Annotated in this window: 23 protein-coding genes and 1 pseudogene; 5 read left to right on the top strand and 19 right to left on the bottom strand. The window is 58.1% G+C overall.

The window, feature by feature from the left end; genetic code table 11:
• The 17 genes and pseudogenes from D7D48_RS01895 to D7D48_RS01820 all read right to left on the bottom strand — a co-directional run bounded on the left by D7D48_RS01895 (position 1) and on the right by D7D48_RS01820 (position 9697).
• Positions 1–567, bottom strand: coding sequence for a tail tape measure protein (locus tag D7D48_RS01895; protein ID WP_125230835.1), 567 nt, complete (start codon positions 565–567; stop codon positions 1–3).
• The gene (locus tag D7D48_RS01890; protein ID WP_125229687.1) at positions 567–773 is read right to left on the bottom strand and encodes a phage tail assembly chaperone; all 207 of its coding nucleotides are present in this window, start codon (positions 771–773) and stop codon (positions 567–569) included. The genes D7D48_RS01895 and D7D48_RS01890 overlap by 1 nt, the downstream gene beginning before the upstream one ends.
• The gene (locus D7D48_RS01885; protein ID WP_125229686.1) at positions 770–1084 is read right to left on the bottom strand and encodes a gene transfer agent family protein; all 315 of its coding nucleotides are present in this window, start codon (positions 1082–1084) and stop codon (positions 770–772) included. The genes D7D48_RS01890 and D7D48_RS01885 overlap by 4 nt, the downstream gene beginning before the upstream one ends.
• Complete coding sequence (locus D7D48_RS01880) at positions 1081–1488, bottom strand: phage tail tube protein (protein WP_125229685.1); 408 nt, start codon at positions 1486–1488, stop codon at positions 1081–1083. The genes D7D48_RS01885 and D7D48_RS01880 overlap by 4 nt, the downstream gene beginning before the upstream one ends.
• 54 nt (positions 1489–1542) lie before the next feature.
• A complete protein-coding gene (locus tag D7D48_RS01875; protein ID WP_125229684.1) occupies positions 1543–1941 on the bottom strand; it encodes a DUF3168 domain-containing protein in 399 nt (132 codons plus the stop codon).
• Positions 1938–2135 carry a hypothetical protein gene (locus D7D48_RS01870; protein WP_125229683.1) on the bottom strand — a complete coding sequence of 66 codons (198 nt, stop codon included), beginning with the start codon at positions 2133–2135 and terminating at the stop codon, positions 1938–1940. Before D7D48_RS01870 ends, D7D48_RS01875 begins: the two co-directional genes overlap by 4 nt.
• Positions 2132–2458, bottom strand: a complete 327-nt coding sequence (locus tag D7D48_RS01865; RefSeq protein WP_125229682.1) for a head-tail adaptor protein — start codon at positions 2456–2458, stop codon at positions 2132–2134. The genes D7D48_RS01870 and D7D48_RS01865 overlap by 4 nt, the downstream gene beginning before the upstream one ends.
• Positions 2455–2994 (bottom strand): head-tail connector protein, encoded by a 540-nt coding sequence (locus tag D7D48_RS01860; protein WP_125229681.1) that lies wholly within the window; start codon positions 2992–2994, stop codon positions 2455–2457. Before D7D48_RS01860 ends, D7D48_RS01865 begins: the two co-directional genes overlap by 4 nt.
• Positions 2995–3132: 138 nt before the next feature.
• Positions 3133–4200, bottom strand: a complete 1068-nt coding sequence (locus tag D7D48_RS01855) for a phage major capsid protein (RefSeq protein ID WP_125229680.1) — start codon at positions 4198–4200, stop codon at positions 3133–3135.
• 1 nt (position 4201) lies between these two features.
• Positions 4202–4609 (bottom strand): HK97 family phage prohead protease, encoded by a 408-nt coding sequence (locus tag D7D48_RS01850; protein ID WP_125229679.1) that lies wholly within the window; start codon positions 4607–4609, stop codon positions 4202–4204.
• Positions 4606–4863 carry a DUF6127 family protein gene (locus D7D48_RS01845; RefSeq protein ID WP_125229678.1) on the bottom strand — a complete coding sequence of 86 codons (258 nt, stop codon included), beginning with the start codon at positions 4861–4863 and terminating at the stop codon, positions 4606–4608. Before D7D48_RS01845 ends, D7D48_RS01850 begins: the two co-directional genes overlap by 4 nt.
• Before the next feature lie 132 nt (positions 4864–4995).
• Positions 4996–5442, bottom strand: coding sequence for a hypothetical protein (locus D7D48_RS01840; RefSeq protein WP_125229677.1), 447 nt, complete (start codon positions 5440–5442; stop codon positions 4996–4998).
• Positions 5443–5505: 63 nt separating this feature from the next.
• Positions 5506–5952, bottom strand: a complete 447-nt coding sequence (locus D7D48_RS01835) for a hypothetical protein (RefSeq protein WP_125229676.1) — start codon at positions 5950–5952, stop codon at positions 5506–5508.
• Between the two features lie 10 nt (positions 5953–5962).
• Complete coding sequence (locus D7D48_RS10580; protein ID WP_245964392.1) at positions 5963–6757, bottom strand: DNA/RNA non-specific endonuclease; 795 nt, start codon at positions 6755–6757, stop codon at positions 5963–5965.
• 3 nt (positions 6758–6760) lie between these two features.
• Positions 6761–7879: pseudogene (locus D7D48_RS10575) on the bottom strand (phage portal protein); the annotation flags it as partial.
• A 17-nt stretch (positions 7880–7896) separates the two neighbouring features.
• Complete coding sequence (locus D7D48_RS01825) at positions 7897–9150, bottom strand: DNA-packaging protein (protein WP_245964391.1); 1254 nt, start codon at positions 9148–9150, stop codon at positions 7897–7899.
• A 34-nt stretch (positions 9151–9184) separates the two neighbouring features.
• Complete coding sequence (locus D7D48_RS01820) at positions 9185–9697, bottom strand: hypothetical protein (protein WP_125229673.1); 513 nt, start codon at positions 9695–9697, stop codon at positions 9185–9187.
• Positions 9698–9951: 254 nt separating this feature from the next.
• On the opposite strand from D7D48_RS01820, the gene D7D48_RS01815 reads away from it, so the two are divergent.
• Together D7D48_RS01815 and D7D48_RS01810 are read left to right on the top strand one after the other, a co-directional pair.
• Positions 9952–10302 (top strand): hypothetical protein, encoded by a 351-nt coding sequence (locus D7D48_RS01815; protein ID WP_125229672.1) that lies wholly within the window; start codon positions 9952–9954, stop codon positions 10300–10302.
• Positions 10303–10386: 84 nt separating this feature from the next.
• Positions 10387–10938 (top strand): pseudouridine synthase, encoded by a 552-nt coding sequence (locus tag D7D48_RS01810; RefSeq protein WP_125229671.1) that lies wholly within the window; start codon positions 10387–10389, stop codon positions 10936–10938.
• A 177-nt stretch (positions 10939–11115) separates the two neighbouring features.
• Here D7D48_RS01810 and D7D48_RS01800 read toward each other — a convergent pair whose 3' ends face one another.
• Both D7D48_RS01800 and D7D48_RS01795 read right to left on the bottom strand, forming a co-directional pair.
• Complete coding sequence (locus tag D7D48_RS01800; protein WP_125229669.1) at positions 11116–12267, bottom strand: cupin domain-containing protein; 1152 nt, start codon at positions 12265–12267, stop codon at positions 11116–11118.
• Positions 12268–12305: 38 nt separating this feature from the next.
• Positions 12306–12725 (bottom strand): VOC family protein, encoded by a 420-nt coding sequence (locus D7D48_RS01795; RefSeq protein WP_125229668.1) that lies wholly within the window; start codon positions 12723–12725, stop codon positions 12306–12308.
• Between the two features lie 204 nt (positions 12726–12929).
• On the opposite strand from D7D48_RS01795, the gene lnt reads away from it, so the two are divergent.
• The 3 genes from lnt to trmB all read left to right on the top strand — a co-directional run bounded on the left by lnt (position 12930) and on the right by trmB (position 16581).
• Positions 12930–14558 carry an apolipoprotein N-acyltransferase gene (gene lnt, locus D7D48_RS01790; RefSeq protein ID WP_245964300.1) on the top strand — a complete coding sequence of 543 codons (1629 nt, stop codon included), beginning with the start codon at positions 12930–12932 and terminating at the stop codon, positions 14556–14558.
• Positions 14559–14624: 66 nt separating this feature from the next.
• Complete coding sequence (gene metK / locus D7D48_RS01785) at positions 14625–15833, top strand: methionine adenosyltransferase (protein ID WP_125229667.1); 1209 nt, start codon at positions 14625–14627, stop codon at positions 15831–15833.
• A 43-nt stretch (positions 15834–15876) separates the two neighbouring features.
• A complete protein-coding gene (gene trmB / locus D7D48_RS01780) occupies positions 15877–16581 on the top strand; it encodes a tRNA (guanine(46)-N(7))-methyltransferase TrmB (protein ID WP_125229666.1) in 705 nt (234 codons plus the stop codon).
• Positions 16582–16717: the final 136 nt, after the last annotated feature.

The raw sequence follows: 16717 nt of genomic DNA, 5'->3' as shown, positions 1-16717 counted from the left end.
TCAATCCCGCGCCAAAGCTTGGCGGACGGCCCGCGCGACATGGCGTGATGATCGCTCAAGCGCCGCGGGCGCCGTGTCGCGCGCATCCGACACGTTAATCGTCATCCGCACATGCGTGGTCGCGCCCGACGCTGGCGACGCTTCAACCCTCCCGCTGCTCGTCGGCACAAATAATTCAGGCCCGCGTTCGCCGATGCGATAGGCCTTGCCCGGGGACACTGGCCCACCCGTCGCGCGGCCCGGCGCGCCCAATGCCGTGCCCAGCAAACTCCCCAATGTGCCAAGCAGGTTTCCAGCGCCGTCGCCACCGCCGCCATTTAAGCCCGAACGAATGGCCGCCGCCGCAATCTCGGATAATGCCGACAACGCCACGCGGCGCAAATCGTCAAAGCCGAATTTGCCGCGCTGAATGGCGCTCATCAGCCCGCGTTCCAGCGCGGACCCAGCGCGTTCCAACCCATCGGCAAATGGCCCATCGAGTTCCGCACGCATTGCGGCAACGTCTTGCGCAAAGGCCCGCGTGTCGGCGCGCACCGACACGACCAGCCTGTCAATTTCTTCATCCATCATGTCTCTCCGCTTGGGCTATCTGGAAACCGCATCATCAGTTGGTGCACGGCGTCCGCGTTGGGCGGCGCGTCCCCTTCGCCTGCCATCGCCTGCAATATGCCCAGCAATTCTGCAGGTGTGGCGTTCCAGAAATCATCTGGCCGCCACCCTAAAATCAGGGCCGTGCGCGCCGCCAATTGGGCCGCGACATCGGCAAAGGTCATTGCCCGCTCAATATCTGACCAAGGAGGATTTTCAGCGCGGGCGTCATCACCGAAAGCCCCGCCTTGGCAACGCTCTCGCTGAAGCTGTCACGCGTCATTTTGGCATCCGCGTCATGGCGGCAATGCCAGAACAAAGCGACCATTTCGGATAGCTTCAAATTGCCTGCCGCAGCGCGTTCGACCAATGCAAATAACGGCCCCAATTCCTCCTCCGCCGCGACCAAGGCGGCAAAGCTGGGGCGCAGCACCACCGTCCCGCTTTCCAGCGTTAACGACGCCTCACCGCGCGCCTTATTGGCGGACCGCATCATAAGGACGTTACCTGTCCGCTGCTTTCCAACGCCAACGTGTAGGACCGCTCACCATTGAAGTCGCCGGCATAATCCAACCGCGCGACCAGGAATTTTCCACGCAACCGCTCTCCACCTTCAAAGCTTAGTTCATAATCGTCCAACTGCCCCGAAAGGGCGTTGTTTTTAATCCGCGTTTCCGCCGATGAGCCGGTAAAGACGCCTGCTCCGGATACGGACACCGACCGCACACCTGCGCCCGACAGCAATTCGCGCCACGCGCCGCTACCCTTATGGGTGATGACCACTGGATCGCCATTGATCGACAATTGCGTAGTGCGTAGGCCAGCGACCGTTGCGTACACGGGCGTCGCTGCACCATCGCCAACCTTCAACAGGAAGGCGCTTCCTCTTTCTACTGGCATATGCCCTTATCCTTTCAAGAATGCCCGCGCATCGGCGGAGAAAAATTGCTTTGGTTAGACCGCCAGCAACCGGACGCGGTGTTCGACCAGACCCGCCCATGGCCCTGCCGGATCGCGCACGACGAAGGACCGCAGGAAGACCAAGCTCGCGATCCGCCAGCCCGGCACATCGCGTGGGATCGCCCTTAAGGCGTCGTCGACATGGCCCATCAGGTCGGCCAGCCTCGTCGCGGCCTCGCCATCATCCCAGATGGTAAACGCCAGCCGGACTTCCCGTCCCTGCTGCGTTTTGGTGCTCCAATCGCTCACCAGCCCGTCGGTGACAGCGAGATAAGGAAAGGCGGCGCGCGGTGGCGGACCATCATAAATACCGCTCAGTTGCGCGGCCAACACCGGGTGCGCCGAAAGCGCCGCCACGGCGGCTGCTTGCACGGCTTGCACTGCATCGCTCATCGTCCGAAACTCCGTAATATCGCGTCGTCCAGCATCCGGCGGCGCAGGTTTTTGGCCACCAAAGTCACGCCGTCTTCACTGCGTTCAGCGCGCACGCCTTGCGGTAGGTCCGCCGCTATCAATCGGTCGCTGACCTGCTGCACGCGCGCCGCGCCCAAGGACTCCGCCTTGGCCATCAAGCGTTCGGTATTCATCGCACTTCTTCGCAGGTCAGCTGCATCTGCGCGGGCGTCTGCGGGTCATTATGCGCGCCACGCACCGCCAGATACTTCCCCCGCCAAGTCAGCCTTGTGCTTAGGCCAAGCCCTTCGCGTTTGCGCAATGTCACGCGCCAACGCGGCAATGCAGACAGCGCATCGGCCCGCGTCAAATCAGCGGGCATTAAGGGCGACACGGCGGCCCAGGCCTCCCCGTCATAGCGATAATTTCCCACCGCCCCTGCGCGGCTGTCGCGTGTGCTTAGCCGCGTTTCGATTACGACACGTTCGCGCAACGTGCCGGCGAATTCCCCGCTCATGCCAATTGCATCCGGCGAAATGGCAGCAACAATGCCAATGCAGCGGCAGGTGGCCCCGCGTCATCCCCCGCATCGCGGTTGTTGTAAAAATAGGACGCCAGCCGCAGCAAACCGAGCCTCAGCGATTCCGGCAAGCTCGCCCAATTCGCCGATAGGCCCGCGATAAGCGATACCTCCGCACGCCCGGCGATACCGGGCTGTAGCACCCGAAAATACGCCTCTCCGCGTGAGCTAATCTTTGTCTCCCACGCGGACGCAGCCATCGCGAAACGTGCGCCCTCTGCTGGAATGCCCGTCACGCTGACGACGGATTGCACGGGCATCGCCTGCAAAATCTGCCAGCCTGACCCTGTGGTGACTATATCATTTGCGCCACGTCGAATGAGGATCTGCCGTGTGAACTGCTCGGCATGTTCAATGGCGGCGACTGCGCAGGCGGCGATCATATTGTCATCAACACCTGCATCGACACGCACATAAGCCCGCACCTCAGCCAGCATGGCGCTGTCGAGGCCGAGCGGATCAAGGCTCAACATCTGATGTTCCTTTGAAATAGGGGGGAGGGGACGCGCGGCACGGTAGCAGCGCTATTTTTAGCCATAATGGCAAATTATATGGTGAATTTTAACCAAAATGCCTCCACCCACCAACGCAGCGGGCGGAGGCCGAAATTTTTAGGTGAGTGAAAAGCGCATCAACTTAATCGCCGCCGAATTGATCAGCGCGCCGCCAATCCGCTTCGTGGCGTAGAAATGGACATAAGGCTTGTTCGAATAAGGATCGCGCAAGATATTGGTCTCGCTCCGCTCCGCAATCAAATAACCCGCCTTGAAGTTACCAAAGGCAATCGACAGGCTGTTCGCCGCAATGTCGGGCATGTCCTCGGCCTCAATGACGGGATAGCCCATTAACGTATCCGGCTGTCCGGCGGTAAGGCCCGGTTGCCAGATGAACGCGCCATCGCTCGTCTTAAACCGGCGAATGATCGACAAGGTCGATGCATTCATCACCCAGCTCGCCCCCTGCCGATATGGCGCACGCACCGCATGCACCAGCTCCACCAATTTATCTTGCGGATTGGTCGCTGCAAAGCCGCCCGCCACGCCCGTTGGCACATATTGCAACGTGCCAAAGGGCCGCGTTGCATCATGTGTTGCCGCCACCGGCGCTGTTAGAAATCCGCGCGGACGGTTGGTGCCATTGCCGGTGATGAACGCCGCGCCTTCGGCCTTCGCAAATTCGGTCGCAATTTCATCCGCCAGCCAGGCTTCCACATCAAATGCCGCATCATCCAGCATCGCCTGTGTCGCTGCCGGATTGGCGTATAAATCGCCAAAGCTGGGCACGATTTCGTTGAATGTCGGCGTTCCCGTTTCCGGACGCGTCGCGGTTTCTGCGGTCCAACCCGATGTCACGCCACTTTGTGTAACGAGCTTGCGATAGCCAGCCGACCCGACGCGCACCACGCTCGAAATCGCCCGAATGGGGGAGATTGATTTCAAAACGCTGTCGATGACTTCATCAATTTCGCGCGGCACGGCAAAGCCGCCATCGGCAGGGGTTACGCCGGTGAAGCTTTTCAACTCGACCTCCGACCCGCGCCGCAAATAGCCATCGACAAAGGCCGACCGCGCCGGGTCAGTCACTTTGCCCCCTGACAAAACGGGCCGAGACACGGCCACCGCTGGCACCGCCCCATCAAAAACGGCGTCCAAATTGTCTGCTTTGGTTTCATAATCCATGTCATTCTCCTTGCGTAAAATCTTTAATGTCTGGGGAACTTGGGTCGCCCGCCTCCACCGCCAGCACGCGGGCGAGCGGTTGCATGGGGGTTGCGACAACGCTGACTTCGATCAGGTCGAGATCAGTGAGCTCGCGATATTCCTGTTGCTGCATTGCGCGCACGCGATAGCCAAAGGACAGGCCGCTACCCGCCAGCACAACGGCGCTGTCGTCATCGAGCTGCGCTATCACACGCAGGCCGCGTGCATCCTCGCTCAAGCTTTCGACAAAGCCGATGCGGCGGCGTTGGTCATGTTGCCACAGCAACGGCAGTCCTGCCTTTGCCGCGCGTGCAAATGCCCCCTTGCGGACAATATCGCCGCCCTTGTCCGGTGCATCGAATATCGCGGCATAGCCCGCCAACCTCATTGGCTGACCAATCCGGGCAGGCCCAATCTGAACGCAATGCCAATCAACAACAACGCCAGCACCATGCGCACGACCCAGCCAATCGCCGCCTTACGCGCCGAGCGTTTGGCGTCACGCCATGCGGACAAAAGCTCGCGCAATTCGCCCATATCCTTGGCGGCGCTGGCATCATCCAGCCCCAACTGGGCCAGCGCACGACGCGCACCGGTTTCGGAGGCCTGCTCCAGCAGACCTTGCAGTTCTTTATCAACCATTGATGTTTCCTATGTAAAAAGCGGCCCCAAACAGGCTGTATCCGCCGTTACGGGGCGCGCGATCTGCGCAGCGTCATGCGTAGCGCAGACGGCAAACGGCGGTCATTGTGTCTTTTGGAAATGCGACGACCGTTAGGTCGCGGGATTTGCGTCACCCGACAGGTCGTTTTCGGTTATTTCATGCCAATCGCCATCATACATCGGCGGGTAGATCACGGGCTTGTCGCCATAGCGTGCACGAAGAGCGTCCTGCCGATAGTCCAGCGAGTCCCATTCATCCTCGAGATCATCTGTGTATATGAACTCGACATCGAAACGGCCGTCCTTGATATCGTACAGCAGCATTGACCATTTCTTGTCAGCCGGCGCAGCGTCCCATAATTCCAATATCGTGTCATGAACGTCATGTCCGAAATCATGATAGATGACTTGTTCAGGCAGATTTTCAAAAATTGCCCCACCGCTCATTTGGTCAGCAGCTTGGATGAAGACGAAAACATCATCGGGAACTTTGCCAAGCGTTTTGGCGACAAGCTGACCAATTTGATTCAGCAATTTACCCATTTCTTCGGTTGCCACGATTTTCCTCCTATTTGTCGTTGGGTAAACGTGGAATTACACGCGCTGGAAATGCGGCGCCAGTTAGGCTGCGGGATTCTCATCTTCGTTGGGAAAATCGTCCAACGTCAGAATACGGAATTTTCCGTCCCTCTTGGGGTAAATGACAGGCTTGTCGCCATAACGTGCGCGAAGAGCATCCTGCCGATAGTCCAGCGAATCCCAGTCATCCTTGAGGTCCTCGGTATACAAGAACTTGGCGTCGAAACGGCCGTCCTTGATATCGTACAGCAGCATCGACCATTTCTTGTCAGCCGGCGCAGCGTCCCATAATTCCAATATCGTGTCATGAACGTCATGTCCGAAGTCATGATAGATGACTTGTTCAGGCAGATTTTCAAAAATTGCCCCGCCGCTCAACTGGTCGGCAGCCCGGATAAAAACAAAGACATCATCGGGAACTTTGCCAAGCGTTTTGGCGACAAGCTGCCCAATTTGATTCAGCAATTTGCCCATTTCTTCGGTTGCCATGATTTTCCTCCTATTTTTTATTGGGCATGCGGTCGATTTCATCAATGCCGCCAATATTTGAAAACACGAATATCCAATCTGGTCGCCGCGAATTTCCGGTGTAAGCGGCTCTAATGTCAACAGTCACACGCTTACCAGCTTTCAAAGCCTTTTTCCATTTGTTTTCAATGGCTCGGTATTCGCTGAGATTGAAACGTGCATTCTGGGCAAAATGGTTATAGCTGATCTCCGGTCCGGCGAATTCGCGGGCAATGAAGTGGCCGCCATGATCTTTTGGTTCGCGATTGGGTTTTCCTGCGTTGGTCTGCGCGGAGCGAGATCGTGGCTGATCGGGCTGTAAACGTAACTGACCAGACGCCCGGACCGTCCGATCCTGCTCATCCGCCTCAAAATCATAGCCGCCTGCAGAAATTTTCCGCGTTGAAGGCAACGGTCGCTCGACAGGTGTTTCCAGAACTTTCGGAACAGTGGTTCTGACGATTTCCGGCTGGGTTTCTATTGGCTTTGCTAATGGTTTGGAGAGCGGTTTTGTCGGTGGCGTGGTCGGTTTGGCCCCATCCCAACTTCGACTCGCTCCATCGCCGCCCGATTGCCCGCCTCGGAAACCGCCGCCATCATTCTTTGGCTTTGGTGCCTTGGGCTTACTCCACTTACCCGAAGCACCGCCACCGCCGAAACTTCCGCCGCCGCCAGAAAATCTCTGCCCTTGTCCCTTAAACGTGAACTGGCCGTTTTCGGTGTCATGCCACGGATTGAACTTGAATTCGATTGCACCTGTTTCGTTCGATATAGCGCCCTCATCCACGTCCCCAAGGCCGACCGCTGCGCGTTTCTCCGCGATGGTTAGGAAATCCGCTGCGCCCACTTGCGCCCACAACCGCTCGCGGTCTTCGGCCAGCGCAGGGACCGCATCCAAATCCAAGTCCAGTGTCAATCCGTCAAAATAGGGCCGCAGCCCTTGCGCGAGCGCGTCCAAAATCTTGCGCGCGAGCGGGATGATGCTTTGGTTCCACAAGGCGCGGTTTGCCTCGCGATAATTGGCATAGGTCGCATCACCCGGCAGACCAAGCAGCACCGGTGGCACGCCAAAAGCGAGCGAGATTTCGCGCGCCGCCGCTTCCTTCAGTCCGGCAAAATCCATCTCCGCCGGGGTCAAAGCCATGGCCTGCCATTTCAGGCCGCCCTCCAGCAACATCGGCCGTCCGGCATTGCCCGCGCCTTGAAAACTGACGGCAAGCTCCTCCTTCAACCGCGCATATTGTTCGCCGTTCAACGTCCCGCTATCGCCCATGTCATAGACCAAAGCGCCTGATGGCCGCGCGGCATTATCAAGCAGCGCCTTGTTCCACTTCGTCGCCGCATTATGCGTCGCCACCGCGCCCGACGCCGCGCCCAAACAGCCCAAGCCATAATGGTCATCGAGCGGGTGGATCGACCGGATGTGGATCACATGATCGGCGGGCAAACGGCTCGCAATCTCGCCAGCCTTATACACAAATGCCACGGGCCAGCCGCGCGTGTCGGCCTCTATCGTCATGCGTTCGGGCCGCAGGGCGAACAGCTCGGCGGGACGCCCGTCATTGCCGGACAATATCTCGATATAAGCATTGCCGTGCAGCAACAAATGCGTCGCCACCGTCTCCATCAACGCTTGCCCCGCCGACGTAGCGCGCACCAACTCCAGCACGCGGGCATCGCTCGCGGTCAGCGGCGCGGACGCCAAACCTTCGGCAATTAACCGAACGGCGCGTTGCGCAATCGCGTTGGACAAATAGCCTTCGCGCATCTGCGCTTCATAATGCCGGGGCCATTCGCCGAGGCTTCCCAAAGCATAGCCGCGCAGGCCCGGCAGACGATCTTGCTGCACACGCGTTTTGGCCGGACGCAGATACCCACGCCCGGCTGATTTCCAACCGAAGATATTCATGTGTTTTGTCCTTTTGCTTACAACAACCGCACGCGCGGCTCGCGATCTGATTTGCCCAGCATCAATTCGTTTAAGGCCCATACCAACGCATCGGCGCGGTCGGGGGAGCGGCCCGGACCTTCATAGCCGCCGCCTACGATCAGGCCGCACATCTGGTCCTCCAACTCTTGAAAAACACGGACATGAAAGACGCGCCCAGCTTCGTATAGTGTCGCGATAGGCTCGGCGCGGACGGATTTGTTTTTGCTCGCATGCGCCCGCTTTATGGGCATCGCAATGTCCGCCGCGCGCAACACGGTTTCGACCATATTGCCGCCCTGATTATCCTCGGCCACCACACGGTCCGCCTGCCACGCGTCGGCCGCCGCCGCCACCGCGCGGGCCCAGCGTTCGGGCGATGCGCCAGAGATGCTATGATCCGCCAGCACATAGGCGTTTTTATCCACGCCCAGCCCGACCGCGACGATGCCGCACGCGTCGCCCTTTTCCGACACCGGCGGGTCCACGCCTATGACCACGCGTTTGAGTTCGGGCGCGCACGCGGCGCGTTGCCGTTCCAGCAAGTCCCTCGACCACAGCGCACCGGCGGCATCGGCGATAAGCTCGCCATCCAATTCCTGCCGCCCCAGCCGCGTGCCGGCATATATTGCGCGGACCGAGGCAATGAAGTCCGGCGGCAAATGCATATTGTTATCCATTGTCCGTCCGTGCGTGACCACGACCCCTTTTTCCGTGTTGAGCCGCCGGACCAAAGGCACCGGACGCGGCGTTGTTGTCGCCATTGCGCGCGGCCTCTCCCCAAGGCGAAGCCCAAGCATGAGATTGTCCCACGCGGCGATCCCGCTTGGCCATTTTGCAATTTCATCGGCCCAGGCAAAGTCATGCTGCGGCCCGCGCAGGCTTTCGGGTTCTGCGCCCGAAAATAACGTCGCCGTTGCCTGATTGGCCCATGTCAGGCGGCGCAGGCTGGGTTCAAAAGCGGGCCGTTCGCCAAAGGGCAGAGATAGCAGGCCGCTTTCGCCCTCCACCATCACCTGACGCGCCTCATTCAAGGTCGCGCCGACAAGCGCAAACCGCGCACCGGGATGTTGCGCGGCCATGGCGCTTACCCATTCCGCCCCCATGCGCGTCTTGCCATAGCCGCGCCCCGCCATCACCAGCCATATGCGCCAATCTTCCGGTGGCTCCGCCTGATCATCGCGCGCCCAAAAATTCCAGCTTTGCGTGTCGGCCATGTTTTTCCGGGTCCAGCGGCGGATGACTTCAACCATCTGTTCATAAGGTAGCGCCAGCAACGCCTGCGCATTAAGCGTCGGCATGTGGTGCGCCCTCAATTTCGGGTTCCGTTTCGGGTTCGGGCCGCGCCGCGGCATTGTCTTCGGCGCGTTGCCGCATGTGCGTCAGCTTCAGGACCAATTGCGCCTTTAATGTCGCCAAATCCGGTACTGCAGGCTTGGCAGCCGCGACAGGTGCGCCACCCTTCACCGATGCACGATGCGCGTTGAGCAATGCAATCGCCAGCCTATGCTTTTGCGCGCGCGCCTTTAACGTGCCATCGGCGGTCCGCCCGCTCGCGGACTGCAACGCTTCGGCCAGCAATTCTGTCTCCAACCGGGCATAGCCCTCTGCCAAAGCCAGCGCCCAAGCATCGCGAAACGCCGGCGTCCGCCGCCGCTCGGCATAGACCGCACTGCTCTTTACACCTGCCGCCAGTGCAGACGCGGACACATTGGCGGTCTGCGCCAAATGGTCCAGAAAAAGGCTACGGATTTTCATATTCAACCGCGCATCCGGCACGGCTGTTTTATTGATGGCCATAAAAGCCCTCCTGAGCGCAAAGAAAAAGGGCCGAAGATTGCTCTTCGACCCCAAAGGTGATGATGAAAGCGGGTCACAGCGCGACTCGCAATTTTCGACTATGACATAAACTAACCTTTTATGGTTACGATGTCAATATTTTTTTAGCCTATTTGGTTATTTTAATTTGTAAACTTATCGGAAGTAGTTCCGGAATGACTCGACTATTTCCAGATAGGTGACATTCTCTTCTAATTGTTTGGAGGGCGCCTTAAGTGCACGATTTTTTAGTGGGTTTGGCGATAGCCACTGTCACAGGCATTACATTTTTAGCTTATCAACACCCGAAGGTCTATGCCTTCGCAGATGAACTTCTATATGCGATGGGTTTTGCAGCCCTGACTGGAGCCATAGGCTATTCAGCAGGCTTTGGTGACGCCTTATCCTTTGTGAGCAAGCGGGGTAGTGTTCCCGAAGGGGCATGGGCTCAGATTCCAGACCCTATACTAGCAAGCGTTGCTTGGCTGGTTTTTTGTGTTTATCTGAAGTTCTTAAAAGACATAGTCTCGAACCTGAAAGAAAGCGATCGCCAAGGCAATGACAATGACAATGGCGGAATAACTTAAGGTCTCACTATCTACAAAGCCCGCTTCGTGACTCACGACCTTCCTTAACTTCCCATCCCCCCGCGCTTTCGCTACAGCACCTGCATGTCGCGCATCATTCTGTTCAACAAACCTTATGGCGTCTTGCCGCAATTTACCGACAAGGGGACGGAGGGCTCGCCGCGGCCGACCTTGTCGCAATTTGTCGATGTGCCCGGCGTCTATCCGGCGGGGCGGCTAGATATGGATAGTGAGGGGTTGATGCTGCTGACCGATGATGGCCGGTTGCAGGCGCGGATTTCGGACCCGAAATATAAAATGGCCAAAAGCTATCTGGTGCAAGTCGAAGGCGATGTGACCGACGATGCGCTGGTGCAATTGCGGCGCGGCGTTTCGTTGAAGGATGGCTTGACCCTGCCCTGCGAAGCCGAGCGGATTGCCGACCCCATGCTCTGGCCGCGCGACCCGCCCATACGCGTGCGGCTGTCGGTACCTGATAGCTGGATCATGCTGACCATTCGCGAAGGCCGCAACCGGCAAGTCCGGCGTATGACGGCGGCGGTCGGGCATCCGACCTTGCGCCTCGTCCGCCGCGCGATTGGCGAATGGACGATGGATGGCCTTGCGCCGGGAACATGGCGCGAAGTCGAAGGCTAAGGCGTTACCGGCCGCGGGATGCGCTTGCTTTTGGTCCGGCTGGTCAGGTGAAACTGCCCGCAACGATCGCAGGCATAATGTCGCAGCGTGATTGTCGCTTTTGCCACCGCCGATAGCGCGTCCGCCTCATTTGCATAACGCGCTTTCTTCGCGCAGATGCTTAACCGCGTGCGCAGATCAATCCCCGCTGTCGAAGGCGATGCAGCCATTGTTGGAAAGCTGGGTCAGCAAATCGATGGCCGCCGCGTTACCCGCCACCTCAACGTCGAGAGACAGTCTGTCGTCCGCGCAGAGAGCTTTCGCCAACGCCGCCGTCTCGCCAATGCAGTCGAAACAGACACCATCGGCAAACAGCATGAGCGCGTCCGCGCCTGTGGCTATAAAGGCCAAACGGCTCGCCGGATTACGCGAAAGCGGCAGTTGCGCGGTGATTGCCGCGCGCAGTTCCTCCGGCGTAACGGGCACTTCGGGCCGCCAGTCCATATCGGGATATTTGGGCGTGCTGTTGAAGGTACCGAACCAGCGCGCAAAATGGGCGGGGTCGGACAACGATTCCAGCACCATCTGCTGCAAACCTGCAAGCGCCTCGGGCAAAATCTCGCCTGCATTGGCTTGGGCCTTCAAATCCGGGTCGCGATAGAGTTCATCATCTGGAATGCCGTCGAGAACATCGTCAACATAATGCCCCAAAAGGTCGGCGCGCGATGGTGCGCGGAAACCAACCGAATAGGTCATGCAATCCGAACCGACCGCAACGCCATTATGCGCGATGCCCGGCGGGACATAAAGCATATCGCCGGGTTCCAGCACCCATTCCTCGGTCGCCTCAAATTCGGCCAGCAGCTTCAAATCTTCATGCGGCAGCAACAAGGTATCGGCGTCGCAGTGCCCGCCAATCTGCCAACGGCGGCGGCCAAGCCCTTGGATGAGGAAAACATCATATTGGTCGAAATGCGGCCCCACCCCGCCTTGGTCGGCGGCAAGGCTGACCATCACATCGTCAATGCGCCAATTGGGGATGAAACGAAACGGCGCGATCAAGTCGGCAACGGCGGGCACATGATGGTCGACCGCTTGCACCAGCAACGTCCAATGGCTTTCATGAAGGCCAGAAAGCCGTTCTTCGGCCAGCGGCCCCTGCTCCATCTCCCAACCAGATTCGGTTTGGCAAATCAGCCGCGATTCAATTTCCTCTTCGCACGCCAGCCCCGCCAACTCATCAGGCTCCAACGGGTTTTGCCAGTCCCGAAACGCATTGCGGATCAGCAGTGGTTTTTTCTGCCAATATTCCCGCAGAAATTGGTCAATGTCGAAATTTTGAAGGTCCATCGCTTTGCGCTGTCGCCTAAAGCGCTAAAAAGCAAGCGTCAGCGCGCAAACAAATTCGCATCATCGGCAAAGGCTTTGAACTCCAACGCATTGCCGCTTGGGTCATAAAAGAACATCGTGGCTTGTTCGCCCACTTGCCCCTTGAACCGGATATGTGGTTCGATGCCGAAGCGGATGCCCGCCGCCTTCACGCGCTCGGCCAATGCCTCCCATTGGTCCATGTCCAAAACAACGCCGAAATGTGGGACGGGCACGTCATGCCCATCGACGGGATTATGCGTCGATACACTGCGCGCAGATGGATCCAAATGCGCGACAAGCTGATGCCCGAAAAAGTTGAAATCAATCCATTGGTCGGATGAACGCCCTTCGGCGCAGCCCATGACAGCGCCGTAAAAATGCCGTGCTTCGGCAAGGTCGTGGACGGGAAAGGCCAAATGGAACGGACGTAAGTGCATTTTGATATCACCGGCTTGGGCAAGGGATTGTTGATGCTGTCGGCACTAGCAAGCTCCGCCGTCATTTGCACTGGACAATCGTTAATCCGCGCAAGTTCACTTGGCTGCTGAAACTCTGCTTTGGCTGCCTCGTCCATCGCGACTTAGGCTCAAGACCTTCTTTGTCCGATTGCATTTGTCACATTGGGGCGGCAAAGGCGGGATGTGCAGAAAATCTCCGCCCTGCTTCATCGTTTTCCGCGCTGGTTCGCTATCGGCGCTGGCGCCCTGTCGGCCTACGGCTTTGCGCCTTGGGGGCTGTGGCCGCTAACGCTCGCTTGTTTTGCGTTGCTAATCCACCTGATCGCGCATGCCCAAAATACAAAGCGTGCTTTTGCGATTGGCTGGCTTTTCGGGGTCGGGCATTTCACCTTTGGCAATCAATGGATTGCGGTCGCATTTACCTTTCAAGCGGCGATGCCGATTTGGCTTGGCTATATCGCGGTGGTGGGGCTTGCGCTCTATTTGGCGGTGTATCCCGCCTTGGCAGCCAGTGGCGCTTATTGGTTGCGCGGTTTCTCAACGAAAATTGTGGGTCAATCTCGTGCAGACGAAGGTGGCGTTGCGGAAGCTTCTGGTAAAAAACTCCCGCTCATCTTGGCCTTTGCGGGCCTTTGGATCCTCACTGAATGGCTCCGCAGTTGGGTGTTCACCGGCTATGTCTGGAACCCGCTCGCGGTCGGCTTTGTTTCGCACTGGTTTGATCTTTGGCTTCCGACAATCGGGACCTACGGCGTTGGGGGTCTGATGATCTTGGTCAGCGGTGCGATGGCGCTGCTCGGCAGTCGGCGTTGGAAAAGCGGATTTGTTTTGGCGGCGATTGTCGGCGTGGCCATTGTGTCGTCGGCCAAAATATATGTGACGGAGCCGTCACTCAGCGCGCGAACCGCCATCACCGTGGTCCAACCCAATATCTCCCAAGCCGACAAATATGCGCCCGGCTATGACGCGTTGAATTTCGCCAAGCTGGCAATGCACAGCCGCCCCTTGCCCGCCCAAGCACCGCGCCTGATCCTGTGGCCGGAGGCCGCCATTCCGGACTATCTGGAGGACGGATATCCTTATCGTTATTATTACGGGCAGCCGGGGGAGAGCGCCGCTGGCGCGCGTGCGCGGCTCACCACGTTAATGGCCGATGAAGATGTGCTGGTGACCGGTGCAAACCGCCTTATTTTTGAAAAAGGTGCATTGGTCGCCGCACGCAACAGCGTCGCCATGATGGACGCATATGGCCGGATACTTGGCCATTATGACAAAGCGCATTTGGTGCCTTATGGCGAATATTTGCCTTTGCCTTGGTTACTGAAACCGCTTGGATTGGCGCGATTGGTGCCGGGCAGCCTCGATTTCTGGCCTGGCCCCGGCGCGCGGACTATGACCGTGACGGTTGACGGCAAGCCAGTAAAAATTGGCATGCAAATTTGTTATGAAATGATTTTCTCCGGCCAGACGGTGGACCGTAAAAACCGGCCCGATTTCATCTTCAACCCATCCAACGACGCATGGTTCGGCACGATTGGCCCGCCGCAGCATTTGGCGCAGGCCCGGCTGCGCGCTATTGAGGAAGGCTTGCCCGTCATCCGGTCCACACCCACGGGGATAAGCGCGATAATCGACGCCGATGGCCGGATATTGCAGAGCCTGCCTTTGGGCACAGATGGCCGCATAGATGCGTTTTTGCCGCGCGCCAAAGCACCGACCCTCTTCGCGCAATTTGGAAATATCATTCCGCTGGCTCTGGCGGGCGTGCTTGTCTTGCTGACGTTGTTACCGCTTGCCCACCGTCGCGCTTAAGGCTAAGGGCACTTCACGATATAAAGAATTCTTTATACGCAGACACAGTAATAGACTGGAAAAACCATGCGCTCAAATTACCTCTTCACGTCCGAATCCGTGTCCGAAGGACATCCTGATAAGGTTTCGGACCAGATTTCCGACGCCATCGTCGACCTGTTTTTATCCAAAGACCCCGAAGCGCGCATCGCGTGCGAAACATTGACCACGACGCAATTGGTTGTGCTCGCGGGTGAAATTCGCTGCAAAGGCGTGTATGAAAATGGTCAATGGGCCGAAGGCGCCAAGGCAGAGATTGAAGCCACCGTACGCCGCACCGTTAAGGAAATCGGCTACGCACAAAATGGTTTTCATTGGGAAACCCTGCGTTTCGAAAATAACCTACATGGCCAGTCTGCCCATATTGCACAGGGCGTAGACGCCTCGGGCGATAAGGACGAAGGCGCTGGCGACCAAGGCATCATGTTCGGTTATGCCTCCACCGAAACACCTGACCTGATGCCAGCGACGCTGGATTACAGCCACAAGATCCTGGAGCGCATGGCCGCCGACCGTCATTCGGGCGCAGCGCCTTTCCTTGAGCCCGATGCCAAAAGCCAAGTCACCTTGCGCTACAACAGCGAAGGCAAGCCAGAGGCCGCGACCGCTATCGTTGTGTCCACACAGCACGCGCCGGGTTATGACCAAGGCGAGAAAGAGGCGCAGCTTCATGCATATGTGAAGAGCGTTGTCGCTGATATTTTGCCGGCAAGCCTGCTGACCGAAACCGAATATCACATCAACCCAACGGGCAGCTTTGAAATCGGCGGGCCTGATGGCGATGCTGGCCTGACTGGCCGCAAAATCATTGTCGACACTTATGGCGGCGCAGCTCCGCATGGCGGCGGCGCGTTTTCGGGCAAGGATCCTACGAAGGTTGACCGTTCTGCCGCATACATCACGCGTTATTTGGCGAAGAATATCGTTGCCGCTGGTCTCGCCACACGCTGCACTATTCAACTTGCTTATGCCATTGGAGTATCAAAGCCTTTGTCACTTTATGTCGATACGCACCGCACCGGCACGGTCGGCGATGATCAGATTGAAGCGGCGATCATAGGCATCGCGAAACTGGGCGGCCTCACGCCGCGCGCTATTCGCACGCATCTGGGCCTGAACAAGCCGATTTATCGCAAGACCGCGGCTTATGGTCATTTCGGTCGTAAGCCCGAAGGCGACTTCTTCCCATGGGAACGCACCGACTTGGTCGACGATTTGAAAGCGGCTTTGGCGTAATTCAACTTGCAGGGTGGCGGCCGAAAGTTTAGCCGCCACCCGCATGACTGCGAACAAAATCGGTGATCCAACGACACTGAACCGCCTCTATGGCCGTTCAAAGGGCAAAAAGCTGCGTTCCGAGCAGAATGACTTGGTCGATAATCTTCTGCCACAGATTTCCGTGCCGGACGAAGGGCCGCTGGGGAGCAGAGAGCTGTTCGGTGACGACCGCGCGATGCATTTCGAAATCGGCTTTGGCGGCGGCGAGCATATGGCCTTCCGCGCCGACCTTTTGCCCGATCACGGATTTATTGGTTGCGAGCCGTTTCTGAACGGCGTTGCCCAAGCGCTATCGCATATCCGCGAAGGCGGCCTGCACAATGTCCGCCTGCATATGGGTGATGCGCTGGAAATGTTGCGCCGCGTGCCCGATGGGTCATTGTCCTTCGTCTATCTGCTGCATCCCGACCCTTGGCCAAAGGCGCGCCATGTAAAGCGCCGGATGATGAATGACGGCCCTGTCGATTTGATTGCGGCAAAATTGAAACCCGGCGGGGAATTCCGCTTTGGCACCGACCATCCCATTTATGTCCGCCACGCGCTGATGATTATGCAACGCCATCGGCAGCAATTTGACTGGTTGTGTAACAACGCATCCGATTTCCAGAACCGCCCCGGTGGTTGGCCAGAAACACGCTATGAAGCGAAAGCACGCCGCCTTGGACACGAGGTCTGGTATTTCCGCTATCGGCGCAAAGAAGCCTAGGGACAGGCCTTAAGCCAAAGATAAACATTCGACGAACTTGGCGAAGCGTTCGACGAGAAACGATGCGCATGGTGCACGCCACGCAAAATGCGGTATGAAAGGATATGGAGAGAGCTAAATCCCCGCATCCGCTCAT

The organism is Sphingorhabdus wooponensis (genome assembly GCF_003933235.1).
Taxonomy (GTDB): Bacteria; Pseudomonadota; Alphaproteobacteria; order Sphingomonadales; family Sphingomonadaceae; genus Sphingorhabdus_B; species Sphingorhabdus_B wooponensis.
Note: the sequence above shows the minus strand (reverse complement) of the source record. Positions and strands in the feature narration are given on the sequence as shown.

Coding starts and splice junctions, on each gene's coding strand:
- D7D48_RS01850 (WP_125229679.1), bottom strand. CDS start 4,609: ATGAGGTTGGCGGGCTATGCCGCGATATTCGATGCACCGGACAAGGGC.
- trmB (WP_125229666.1), top strand. CDS start 15,877: ATGACTGCGAACAAAATCGGTGATCCAACGACACTGAACCGCCTCTAT.
- D7D48_RS01810 (WP_125229671.1), top strand. CDS start 10,387: ATGTCGCGCATCATTCTGTTCAACAAACCTTATGGCGTCTTGCCGCAA.
- D7D48_RS01890 (WP_125229687.1), bottom strand. CDS start 773: ATGACCTTTGCCGATGTCGCGGCCCAATTGGCGGCGCGCACGGCCCTG.
- D7D48_RS01845 (WP_125229678.1), bottom strand. CDS start 4,863: ATGGTTGATAAAGAACTGCAAGGTCTGCTGGAGCAGGCCTCCGAAACC.
- D7D48_RS01795 (WP_125229668.1), bottom strand. CDS start 12,725: ATGCACTTACGTCCGTTCCATTTGGCCTTTCCCGTCCACGACCTTGCC.
- D7D48_RS01865 (WP_125229682.1), bottom strand. CDS start 2,458: ATGAGCGGGGAATTCGCCGGCACGTTGCGCGAACGTGTCGTAATCGAA.
- D7D48_RS01895 (WP_125230835.1), bottom strand. CDS start 567: ATGGATGAAGAAATTGACAGGCTGGTCGTGTCGGTGCGCGCCGACACG.
- D7D48_RS01870 (WP_125229683.1), bottom strand. CDS start 2,135: ATGAATACCGAACGCTTGATGGCCAAGGCGGAGTCCTTGGGCGCGGCG.
- D7D48_RS01800 (WP_125229669.1), bottom strand. CDS start 12,267: ATGGACCTTCAAAATTTCGACATTGACCAATTTCTGCGGGAATATTGG.
- D7D48_RS01860 (WP_125229681.1), bottom strand. CDS start 2,994: ATGTTGAGCCTTGATCCGCTCGGCCTCGACAGCGCCATGCTGGCTGAG.
- D7D48_RS01835 (WP_125229676.1), bottom strand. CDS start 5,952: ATGGCAACCGAAGAAATGGGCAAATTGCTGAATCAAATTGGGCAGCTT.
- D7D48_RS01875 (WP_125229684.1), bottom strand. CDS start 1,941: ATGAGCGATGCAGTGCAAGCCGTGCAAGCAGCCGCCGTGGCGGCGCTT.
- D7D48_RS01885 (WP_125229686.1), bottom strand. CDS start 1,084: ATGATGCGGTCCGCCAATAAGGCGCGCGGTGAGGCGTCGTTAACGCTG.
- D7D48_RS01855 (WP_125229680.1), bottom strand. CDS start 4,200: ATGGATTATGAAACCAAAGCAGACAATTTGGACGCCGTTTTTGATGGG.
- D7D48_RS01825 (WP_245964391.1), bottom strand. CDS start 9,150: ATGGTTGAAGTCATCCGCCGCTGGACCCGGAAAAACATGGCCGACACG.
- metK (WP_125229667.1), top strand. CDS start 14,625: ATGCGCTCAAATTACCTCTTCACGTCCGAATCCGTGTCCGAAGGACAT.
- D7D48_RS01880 (WP_125229685.1), bottom strand. CDS start 1,488: ATGCCAGTAGAAAGAGGAAGCGCCTTCCTGTTGAAGGTTGGCGATGGT.
- D7D48_RS01820 (WP_125229673.1), bottom strand. CDS start 9,697: ATGGCCATCAATAAAACAGCCGTGCCGGATGCGCGGTTGAATATGAAA.